This window comes from Actinomyces provencensis, from assembly GCF_900155435.1.
Classification (GTDB): Bacteria; Actinomycetota; Actinomycetes; order Actinomycetales; family Actinomycetaceae; genus Pauljensenia; species Pauljensenia provencensis.
Window position 1 is genome coordinate 2,323,525 of sequence record NZ_LT700212.1, and the last position, 10,901, is coordinate 2,334,425.

The 10,901-nt window shown below is 69.8% G+C and carries 8 protein-coding genes; 7 read left to right on the forward strand and 1 reads right to left on the reverse strand.

The annotated features are described in order from the left end of the window. Nucleotides 1–81: 81 nt before the first annotated feature. The 6 genes from nrdI (at nucleotide 82) to BQ9890_RS10370 (ending at nucleotide 8,706) form a co-directional block, all read left to right on the forward strand. Nucleotides 82–501: a class Ib ribonucleoside-diphosphate reductase assembly flavoprotein NrdI gene (gene nrdI / locus BQ9890_RS10345; protein WP_075891344.1), complete on the forward strand. Its 420-nt coding sequence runs from the start codon at nucleotides 82–84 to the stop codon at nucleotides 499–501. Continuing rightward, complete coding sequence (nrdE, locus tag BQ9890_RS10350) at nucleotides 471–2,627, forward strand: class 1b ribonucleoside-diphosphate reductase subunit alpha (RefSeq protein ID WP_075891346.1); 2,157 nt, start codon at nucleotides 471–473, stop codon at nucleotides 2,625–2,627. Before nrdI ends, nrdE begins: the two co-directional genes overlap by 31 nt. 127 nt (nucleotides 2,628–2,754) lie before the next feature. Next, nucleotides 2,755–3,246, forward strand: a complete 492-nt coding sequence (locus tag BQ9890_RS10355; RefSeq protein WP_075891348.1) for a hypothetical protein — start codon at nucleotides 2,755–2,757, stop codon at nucleotides 3,244–3,246. Between the two features lie 57 nt (nucleotides 3,247–3,303). Continuing rightward, nucleotides 3,304–5,073 (forward strand): ABC-ATPase domain-containing protein, encoded by a 1,770-nt coding sequence (locus BQ9890_RS10360; RefSeq protein WP_075893039.1) that lies wholly within the window; start codon nucleotides 3,304–3,306, stop codon nucleotides 5,071–5,073. Between the two features lie 376 nt (nucleotides 5,074–5,449). Beyond that, entirely contained in the window at nucleotides 5,450–6,217 is a 768-nt protein-coding gene (locus tag BQ9890_RS10365; RefSeq protein WP_075891350.1) for an ABC transporter ATP-binding protein, read from the forward strand. Next, nucleotides 6,214–8,706, forward strand: a complete 2,493-nt coding sequence (locus BQ9890_RS10370) for an ABC transporter permease (RefSeq protein ID WP_075891352.1) — start codon at nucleotides 6,214–6,216, stop codon at nucleotides 8,704–8,706. The genes BQ9890_RS10365 and BQ9890_RS10370 overlap by 4 nt, the downstream gene beginning before the upstream one ends. Nucleotides 8,707–8,914: 208 nt before the next feature. Here the strand turns inward: BQ9890_RS10370 and BQ9890_RS10375 are convergent, their stop codons facing one another. Then, nucleotides 8,915–9,400, reverse strand: coding sequence for a MarR family winged helix-turn-helix transcriptional regulator (locus BQ9890_RS10375; protein ID WP_230297901.1), 486 nt, complete (start codon nucleotides 9,398–9,400; stop codon nucleotides 8,915–8,917). Nucleotides 9,401–9,806: 406 nt separating this feature from the next. Here BQ9890_RS10375 and BQ9890_RS10380 point away from each other — a divergent pair. Continuing rightward, nucleotides 9,807–10,901: ABC transporter ATP-binding protein (locus tag BQ9890_RS10380; RefSeq protein ID WP_143226442.1), on the forward strand; the 1,095-nt coding region annotated here is incomplete at its 3' end.

Sequence of the window (10,901 nt, forward strand, 5' to 3'; positions counted from 1 at the left end):
CCCCGCCCGACACACCCCGCCCGACACACCCCGCCCGACACACCCCGCCCGACACACCCCGACCCGTGAAGGAGGACCCTGATGACGCCGACCATCGTCTACTTCTCCTCCGCCACGGGGAACACCCGCCGTTTCGTGGAGAAGGTCGGCTTCCCGGCGGAGCGCATCCCACTGCGCGCCCGTGACCCGTTCCTCCACGTCGACCACGACTACGTGCTGGTGGTCCCCACCTACGGCGGGGGCAACGCACACGGGGCAGTGCCCAAACAGGTCATCAAGTTCCTCAACGACCCCACCAACCGCAGCCACTGCCGAGGCGTCATCTCGGCGGGCAACACGAACTTCGGCACGGCATACTGCCTCGCGGGGGACATCATCTCCGCGAAGCTCGGCGTGCCCCACCTCTACAAGTTCGAGCTCCTCGGAACCCCTGAGGACGTCTCCCGAGTTCACGAAGGACTGAGCGAGTTTTGGTCGAGAACCTCACCGACACCGGCGTAGAAGAGGCCCCCAGCCCGGAGCTGGACTACCACGCGCTCAACGCGCAGCTGAACCTCTACGACGCCGAGGGCCACATCCAGTTCGACGCCGACCGCCAGGCCGCGCGCCAGTACTTCCTCACCCACGTCAACAAGAACACCGTCTTCTTCCACGACCTGGAGGAGAAGCTCAAGTACCTCGTGGACGAGGGCTACTACGAGGCCCACGTCATCGAGCAGTACGACTTCGCCGACGTCAAGGACCTCTACCGCAGGGCCTACGCCTACAAGTTCCGCTTCCCCACCTTCCTGGGGGCCTTCAAGTACTACACGTCCTACACGCTCAAGACCTTCGACGGCACCCGCTACCTCGAGCGCTTCGAGGACCGCGTCACCATGGTCGCCATGTACCTGGGCAACGGGGACATCGGGACCGCGCGCGCACTGGTCGACGAGATCATGTCGGGCCGCTTCCAGCCGGCCACCCCCACCTTCCTCAACGCCGGCAAGGCGGCACGCGGTGAGCTCGTGTCCTGCTTCCTCCTGCGCGTGGAGGACAACATGGAGTCCATCGCCCGCGGCATCAACTCCGCCCTCCAGCTGTCCAAGCGCGGCGGCGGGGTGGCGCTGTCCCTGACGAACCTGCGCGAGGCCGGGGCGCCGATCAAGAAGATCCAGAACCAGTCCAGCGGGGTCATCCCCGTCATGAAGCTGCTGGAGGACTCCTTCTCCTACGCCAACCAGCTGGGGGCCCGTCAGGGTGCGGGCGCCGTCTACCTCAACGCCCACCACCCCGACATCATGTCCTTCCTGGACACGAAGAGGGAGAACGCGGACGAGAAGATCCGCATCAAGACCCTCTCCCTGGGCATCGTCATCCCCGACATCACCTTCGAGCTGGCCAAGCACAACGAGGACATGTACCTCTTCAGCCCCTACGACGTGGAGCGCGTCTACGGGGTGCCCTTCACCGAGATCTCGGTGACGGAGAAGTACCGCGAGATGGTCGAGAACCCGAGGATCCACAAGAAGAAGATCAACGCGCGCCGCTTCTTCCAGACCGTCTCGGAGATCCAGTTCGAGTCCGGCTACCCCTACATCGTCTTCGAGGACACGGTGAACCGTGACAACCCCATCAAGGGGCGCATCACGATGTCGAACCTGTGCTCGGAGATCCTGCAGGTCTCGGAGGCCTCCACCTACAACGACGACCTCTCCTACTCCCACGTCGGCAAGGACATCTCCTGCAACCTGGGGTCCCTCAACATCGCCAAGACGATGGACTCCCCCGACTTCCCCCGCACCATCGAGACAGCCATCCGGGGGCTCACCGCCGTCTCGGACCTCTCCGACATCCAGTCGGTGCCCTCCATCGCGCGCGGGAACGCCATGAGCCACGCCATCGGCCTGGGGCAGATGAACCTGCACGGCTACCTGGCCCGCGAGCACGTGTACTACGGCTCCCCGGAGGCGCTGGACTTCACGAACATGTACTTCCTGGCGGTGGCCTACGAGGCCATCCGTGCCTCCAACCGGATCGCCCGCGAGCGCGGGGAGTCCTTCGCCGGTTTCGAGGACTCGAAGTACGCCAGCGGGGAGTACTTCACCAAGTACATCGAGGGCACCTGGGAGCCGACCACGGACAAGTGCCGTGAGCTCCTGGACAAGTCCTCCATCCACATCCCCACCGCGGATGACTGGCGCCAGCTGGCCGCGGACGTCGCGGAGTTCGGGATGTACAACCAGAACCTCCAGGCCGTGCCCCCCACCGGGTCGATCAGCTACATCAACAACTCGACCTCCTCGATCCACCCGATCGTGTCCAAGATCGAGATCCGCAAGGAGGGCAAGATCGGGCGCGTCTACTACCCGGCCCCCTTCATGACGAACGACAACCTCGAGTACTACCAGGACGCCTACGAGATCGGGCCCGAGAAGATCATCGACACCTACGCCGTGGCGACCCAGCACGTCGACCAGGGCCTGTCACTGACGCTCTTCTACCCCGACACCGTCACCACACGTGACCTCAACAAGTCCTACATCCACGCCTGGCGCAAGGGCATCAAGACCCTCTACTACGTCCGGCTGCGCCAGATGGCGCTGGAGGGCACCGAGGTCGAGGGCTGCGTGTCCTGCATGCTCTGACCTGCACACGTACGAGGGCGACGCCCCCGCGTCCGGGACCCACCTCCCGGCGCGGGGGCGCCCTCGTGCCTGCATCCGCTTGCCCCCTATGATGGCCGCAGCACCCGAGCCCCCTGGAAGGGACACCATGTCCAACCCGTACGCGTCCCCCGACCCCTCCGACCCGAATGGCCAGCAGCAGACCTGGTCCTCCCAGCAGTCCGTCCCACCCACCCAGCCGCAGAACCCCTACGGGCAGGGCGGGACCGGCCAGTACGGCACCTACCCCGACCAGGGCCAGCAGGCCGCCTGGGGACAGGCGGGCTACGGCCAGTACGGGATGGCCGCCAGCGCCCAGGCGGACCAGATCCGCTCGAACTCCACGATCGTCCTGGTCCTGGGGATCCTCGGCCTGGTGCTCATCGGCCTCTTCGGTTCCATCCCGGCGTGGGTGTGGGGCAACTCCCTGATCCGCCAGGCCCAGGAAGCGGGACTGCCCGAGGACGTCACCCAGAACGCCCGGATCGGCAAGATCCTCGGCATCATCGCGGTCGTGCTGTGGGGACTGGGCATCGTCCTCGCCATCATCCTGGTCATCGGTTTCGGCGTCCTCGCGTCGAACTCGGGCGGGAGCTACTGACCGGGATCCGCAGGGAACTGCCCGGGTCGTGCGCGTGCGGGGACCTAGGCTGTGAACATGAGTCCTCGTCCTGATTCCTCCCGACCCCAGCACCGGTCCGGCCCCCGTGGCCACGACGAGCATCCCCTCCGACGCCGCTCGGGGTCCGACCAGGACCTCATCGCCGACCTGCACCGCCTCGACGGCCGCAACTACGGCGCCTACAAGTCGGTCACGGGCGACTGGGACTACGGGGACTTCTCACTGGCCATCGACCGCGTCCAGTCCGACCCCTACGCCCCACCCTCGTCACTGCGGGCCATCGCGGATCCGCACACGATGGGTCTGCCGGCGGACTGCCTGGCCACCCCGGACCAGCGGCTGGCGGTGGCCGACTTCCTGGTGCGCGCCTTCCACGACGCCCTGGTCGGGTACGCCACCTCGGGCGACGTCCATGTCGTGCGCGTCGGGCAGGAGGTCCTCCAGCGCTCCGCCTGCACCGTCACCCCGGAGCGGGTGGAGATCCGCTTCCAGGTGCGCATGCCCGCGCGTGGGCGCACCATCCAGGGCGGTGCGGCGGCCCGGATCTTCGACCTGGACGTCCCCGACACGGTGATGGCCACCTTCGACTTCGTCTCCGAGGACGCCGCCGGACGCGTGGAGGCACTGCGCAGCCACGTCCACGCCCTGGAGGACCACAGGGCCCTGCAGGAGGCACTCACCCGGCGCGGGTGGATCGCCTTCGTCGCCGACGGTGCGGTGCTGGCCCGACGCTCCGGCATCTCCCAGAAGCCGATGGAGGACGCCGTCGCGTTCTCCTCGCCGGAGTCGCTGCGCCGGGAGATCGACCTGCCCCACGCCGGGACGGTGACCGGCATGGCACTGGAGCCCGGAGTGACCGTGATCGTGGGCGGCGGGTACCACGGCAAGTCCACGTTGCTGGGCGCCCTGCAACGCGGGGTCTACCCGCACGTGCCCGGGGACGGTCGCGAGCTGGTGGCGACACTGCCCGATGCCATGAAGGTGCGCGCCGCCGATGGCCGCGCCGTGACCGGGGTGGACGTCTCCGCCTTCATCAACCACCTCCCCGGCGGTGCCGACACGACGCACTTCTCCACGGAGAACGCCTCCGGTTCCACCTCCCAGGCCGCCTCGGTCGTGGAGGCCGTGGAACTCGGTTGCCCCCTGCTGCTCATCGACGAGGACACCTCCGCCACGAACCTCCTCATCCGCGATGCCCGCATGCGTGAGCTGGTCCATGCCGACAAGGAGCCGATCACCCCACTGGTGGACCGCATCGGTGGACTCGCCCGCGAGCGCGGGGTGTCCACCGTGATGGTCATGGGAGGGTCCGGGGACTACCTGGACGTCGCGGACCGCGTGCTCATGCTCGACACCTACCGCTGCCTCGACGTCACCGGACGTGCCCGCGAGGTGTGCGCCGCCATGCCGCGGGAACGCTCCGACGTCGAGGGATTCGACGAGGTCGGCGCGCGCACGCCGCTGCGTGCACGCGGAGGCGCCGAGCGTCCCAGGACCAAGGCCTCCGGTGTCGACCAGGTCGTCCTGGACCGCCAGACCGTGGACCTCTCCGATGTCGAGCAGGTCGTCGACCCCGGCCAGACGGAGGCCATCGCCTGGGCGATGCGGGGACTCCTGGAGCAGGTCTTCGACGGGCACACCACCCTGGCGGAGGGTCTGGGCCGGGTCGAGGCCCTGGTGCGCGAGCAGGGCCTGGACGGCCTGACCCGCTACGGCGCGCGCCAGTACCCGGCCTTCCTGGCCCGCCCCCGCTCGGTGGACCTCGGCGCGGCGCTGAACCGCTACCGCGCGCTGCGCCTGGCGTGAGCCGATCCGGAGCCCCGCGCCCGGCATGAGCCGACTCGGGGAACTGCACTTGGTGTGGGTCGATCCGGGGCGCTGCGCCTCGCCCGGGGTGGGGTGACCTCGCCGAGAAGTGGATGTCTCACCGGGACGAGGCCGTACGGCGCCTCAGTTCGGTGAGAAGTCCACCTCTCGGTGGGAAGTCCACCTCTCGGTGGGAACCACGCAACTGCACGCTTCGGTGGGTTCCCGATGCCCCTCTCCAACGGACCACCCCCGCCCGACACCGGCGTGGTCCCGGTCACCCTGAGTGCGACTCCCCGGGATCTTCCAGGGAAGTCCCCCATGTCGAGAACTGATCCTGAGGTGCGACGATCGAGGCACACCAGAAGGAGAACACATGTCCCACACCACGATCCCGCTGCCCGGTGCGGCGGATCACCCGTCCGTGACCCCCAGTGCCATCGTCTCCCTGCGGGGGGTGTCCAAGGTCTACGGCTCGGAGGAGACCCGCGTCGTGGCCCTGGACGATGTCGACGTCGACTTCCTGCAGGGACGCTTCACCGCGATCATGGGCCCCTCCGGATCGGGGAAGTCGACCATGCTCCACGTCCTGGCCGGACTCGACACCGCGAGCTCGGGCCGGGTCGAGATCGAGGGCACGGATCTCGTCGGTCTGTCGGACGACGAACTCACCCGCCTGCGCCGCGACCGCATCGGGTTCGTCTTCCAGAGCTTCAACCTGGTGCCCACCCTGGACGCGCGCGCCAACATCCTGCTTCCCCTCAAACTGGCGGGACGCCGCCCCGACCAGTCCTGGTTCGAGGAGGTGGTCGCCACACTGGGTCTCCAGGACCGCCTCTCGCACCGTCCCTCGGAGCTCTCCGGCGGCCAGCAGCAACGCGTGGCCGTGGCCCGGGCACTGGTCATGCGTCCGGCGGTGATCGTCGCCGATGAGCCCACCGGGAACCTGGACTCCGAGGCATCACGGGAGGTCCTCGCACTGCTGCGTGACGCGGTGGACCACCTCGGCCAGAGCGTCATCATGGTCACGCACGACGCGGCCTCCGCCGCCGCGGCCGATCGGACCCTGGTGATGCGGGACGGCCGCATCCAGGCCGACCTGGACCATCCCTCCGTCGAGGCACTGGGGACGGTCGGACTGTGAACGAGCTGCTGCGCGCCAACGTCCGTCAACACGGACGACGCTACGCGGCCACCGGTGTGGCCGTGGCGATCTCGATGGCCTTCGTCCTGCTGTGCCTGATGTTCACCCAGGGGTTGGCCGACACCCTGAGTGCATCCATCCGGGACTCCTACACCGGGGTCGCCGTGGTCGTCGACCAGGACCCCGAGAGTTCGGAGGGAGCCGACCTGGAGGCGCTCGCCCCCACCCTGCGCGCGGCCCCGGGTGTCGGTTCCGTCGCCGAGCAGACCACGGGATGGACCGAGCTGCGCTCGGGATCCACACGCCTCCAGCGCCAGGTGCAGGTCCTCCTGGAACCGCCCTTCCGTCAACCCGACATCACCGCCGGCTCCGCACCCGACTCCCCCACCGGCATCCTCCTGGACCGGTCCGCGGCGGACCAGCTCGGTGTCTCCGTCGGCGGAGAGGTCGAGGCCGTCGTCACCACCGGGTCCGACGACGGGAGCGTCGCAACGACGACGGTGCCGGTGACCGTCACCGGTATCAGTGCCCTGGACCGCTTCGGGACCCCCACCGTGGGCGTCACCCCGGAGGGAATGCGCGCCATCTCCTCCACCGTCTGGGTCCAGTCATTGCTGGTCTCCGCCACGGATCCCGATCCCGACCCCCGGGCCCAGGAACAGCTCGCCGGAACGGTCTCCCACCTCCTGGGGGCCGACTCCGGAGCCCGAGTCCGCACCGCCGATGCCGCGCTGGACAGCGATCTCGCCGAAGCGAAGCTCGGTGAGGGGACCATGACTGCGATGCTGCTGGCCTTCCCCCTGATCGCCCTTCTCGTCGCCTCGATCGTGGTGTCCTCGACGTTCCAGGTCGTCCTCCAGCAGCGCAGGCGCGAACTGGCCCTGCTGCGCACGGTCGGCGCGACCGCGCGCCAGGTCCGGCGCCTCCTGCTCACCGAGACCCTCGTCGTGGGTGCACTGGCCTCCCTCATCGGCGTGCTCGCTGCACTCCTGCTCGGCTCCTGGGGACTCTCGGCCGCAGGCATGGCGGACTCCTTCGGTCAGGCCCTGGCCGGCGCACGTCCGTTGACGGTGGCAGGTGTGTGGGCCCTCGGCACCGTCCTCACCACTGTGCTGGGAATGCGCCCCGCCCTCGCCGCTGCCCGCGTGCCACCGATGGTGGCCCTCCAACCGGAGGACGAGGCCGGAGCCGGAGCACGTCGGGTCGGGCGGGTCCGAGGAGTCATCGGGACACTCCTGACACTGGTGGGCGGCGGCCTCATCTGGTTCGGGCTGCACCTGGAGGACACCTCCCAGGGCTTCCTCGTGGTGCTCGGTGCCTGCATGCTGTGCCTCGTGGGCCTGTTGGTGCTGTGCACGCTTCTCCTGCCCTCTCTCACCCATGTCCTCGGCCTCGCGAGCAGGAGCCCCGTGGCCCGCATGGCGCGCGAGAACACCCTGCGCAACCGGCGGCGCACCGCCGCCACGGGAACCGCCATCGTCATCGGGGTCACCCTGATCACGACGTTGCTGGTCGGGACCGGGTCGTTGCGCACCTCCGTGTTCGACCGGCTCGACGCCTTCGCCCCGATCGACATGGTCGCCTCCACGACCACGGGAACACTGGACGAGGATCTCGTGGAGCGCATCGCCACGGTCGAGGGGATCGAGGCCACGGCCACCGAGCGATCCGCTCCCGGGAGCGTCGACGTCGGCGACGGGCAGGGGACCGAGACCGTCACGGTCCTGGGCGAGCCGGACCTCTCCGGCGTGGCCCACTCGGCACTCGCGGCGCCGAGCGACGACCAGGTGTTCCTCCCCGCGGACCGAGCGGCGGACGGGACGCCGGCGCAGGTGTGCGTCGGGGCGGACAACTGCCGCACGCTGTCGGTCGTCGGAAGTGAGCGGGTCCAGTGGGGGCAGGTGGTGGTGACCAGCTCCGTCCTGTCAGACCTGGCACCCGACGCCACCACCTCTAGCGTGGACATCCGACTCGCCGAAGGGGCGGATGTCGATGAGGTCCAGACCGCGATCCTCTCCCTGGACAACTCCTTGGACGTCTCGGGGGCGGCGCCCCTGCGCGCCCAGTTCACGCAGATGATCAACACCATGCTCCTCGTGCTGCTGGCGCTGCTCGGTGTCTCCGTCCTCGTGGCGCTGGTGGGGGTCACCAACACCCTGTCCCTGTCGGTGGCGGAACGCACCCGCGAGAACGGGCTCCTTCGGGCCCTGGGTCTGACCCGACGCCAGATGAAGCGGATGCTCCTGGACGAGGCGCTCCTGATCTCGGGGGCCGGTGCTGCTGTCGGCATGGTGCTGGGTGTCGTGTTCGGGCTGGTCGGCACGAGGGCGGTGACCGCCGCCTCGGGGATCCCCGCCGTCTACGCCCTGCCCTGGTGGCAGCTGGTTGCCGTGGTGGTGGTCATGGTCGTGGCGGCGGTCGTGGCCTCGTGGTGGCCCGGGCGGCGCGCGGCGCGGACCTCGCCGGTGGAGGCGCTCGCCACGGAGTGAAGGCGCCACCACCTGTGCCGGTGTCCCCGTGAACCATCCCGTGGACACCGGCACAGCTCTGTCCGGGACCGGCAGCACCACCCGGACGGAGCGGCGCGGAACGGGACACCGGTGGAGGGCGACGTCAGGACTGCGACCTCAGCTCTGCGGCCTCAGGGCTGTGACGCCAGGACGGCGGCCTCGGGTCTCCGACCTCGGGACTTCGACCTCAGGACCGCGAGGTGCCCAGGACCAGGCGCAGGAGTCGGGTGAGCTCCGCTCGGTCCGCCCGGCCCAGGGGGGCCACGAGGTCCCGGGCGGCGCCCTCCCGTGCCCGGGCGGTCTCCTCGAGGACGCCCCGTGCCCGGGAGGTGGGGGTCACCACCTGGGCACGGCGGTCGTGGGGGTCGGGTGAACGCTCGACGAGGCCCCTCTCCTCCAGGGCGTCGACCACGCCGGTGGCCGACCGGGGGGCGATGCCCAGCACCTCGGCGAGGTGGCCCGGACGCATCGGCCCGTGGGCCACGAGCTGGCGCAGGGCGCGCAACTGGTGGACGGGCGGGGAACCCGGATCCATGTGTTCCCGCATGCCGTGGCGGTACAGGCGCAGGGTCTGCTGGAGCAGCTCGGTCAGCTCCACGTCCGTCGACAGTGCGGGAACGTCACAGGTCTGGTCCGTGCGGGGTGGGGCGGGGACCGAATCGTCGTGTGACACAGGTCAATCATGCCACAGACTCATAGTGAGGTATACTCACTACATCGGCCAGCACGTCCCACCCGGACGCGAGGGCTGGACATCTCCCCGGACACTGCCCGGCACGACACCCCGGGCCCCGACCCGGACCCGGAGGGGCGCCTTCCTCGCCGGGACACGCCCCACCGGACACCCGACAACGTGCCACCGGACTCCCGAGGCGCGCCCCGGACGAGGCGCTGGGTACGACCGGCGTCCTCGTCCCGGCGCGCAGGTCGGGCCCACACGAGCCCCCCGGCCCCGCACGCTCGGCGTCCACACCGCACCAGCCCCATCACCGTCACCCGTCACCCGTCACCCGTCACCCGTCACCCGTCACCCGTCACCCGTCACCCGTCACCCGTCACCCGTCACCCGGGAGGTCACCATGAACCACGCATCCGCACCCGGCGGAGGGGGTCCCCTCCGCACCTCACGGGCCAGCGCCGACGACCGCGCCCAGGTCGCCACCTCTCCCGTCCAGTGGCGCAGGGTCTGGACGCTGCTGCGCCCCCACCGCCTCGCGCTCCTCACCGTCGTCGTGCTCATCGTCGCCTCCTCACTGGTCTCGATGGCCCAACCCTTCCTGCTCCGCGCCACCGTGGACCACGCCATCCCCGACGGTGACGTGCGCCTGCTGGTGGTGCTCGTCGGCGGGATGGTCGGCGTCGCCCTCGTCTCGCAGGTGATGGGGGTCGTCCAGACCCTGGTCTCCACGCGGGTGGGCACGTCCTTCATGCACCAGCTGCGCACGAAGGTCTTCGACCGCCTCCAGGACCAGTCCCTGGGCTTCTTCACCCGGACCCGTGGCGGCGAGATCACCTCCCGCCTGCTCAACGACGTCGGGGGGCTCGGCGGCGTCATCACCGATGTCGCCACCGGCATCGCGGCGAACCTCACGACCGCCGTGGCCACCGCCGTCGCGATGGTCGCCCTGTCGTGGCGCCTGTCCCTCCTGTCCGTGCTGGTGGTGCCCGTCGCCGTGTGGGTGACGCGCCGCGTCTCCCTGGCCAGGCGCGACGTCACCGCCCGCCAGCAGCAGGCCCTGGCCGAACTCACCGTGTCGGTCGAGGAGTCCCTCTCCGTGTCGGGGGCGCGACTGATCCGCACCCTGGGTCTGCGTGAACGCCGCACCGAGGAGTTCACGGGCATCTCCCGCCACCTCGCCGACCTCGAGGTGGCCGCCCGCATGGCCGGGCGCTGGCGCATGGCCACCGTCCAGGTCGTCTTCGCGACGATCCCCGCCCTCGTCTACCTGGTCGCCGGACTGCCCGCCACGGGCGGTGGCATGACGATCGGGACGCTCATCGCCTTCTCGGCCCTGCAGTCCACCCTCTTCCGACCCCTGATGGGGCTGCTCAACACCGGCTCGGACTGGGTGACCTCGACGGCGATCCTCTCCCGCGTGTTCGGCTACATGGACCTGCGCACGGACGTGCCCGAGCCGGCCACCGACCTCGCGCGGCCCCTCCCCACCCACCCC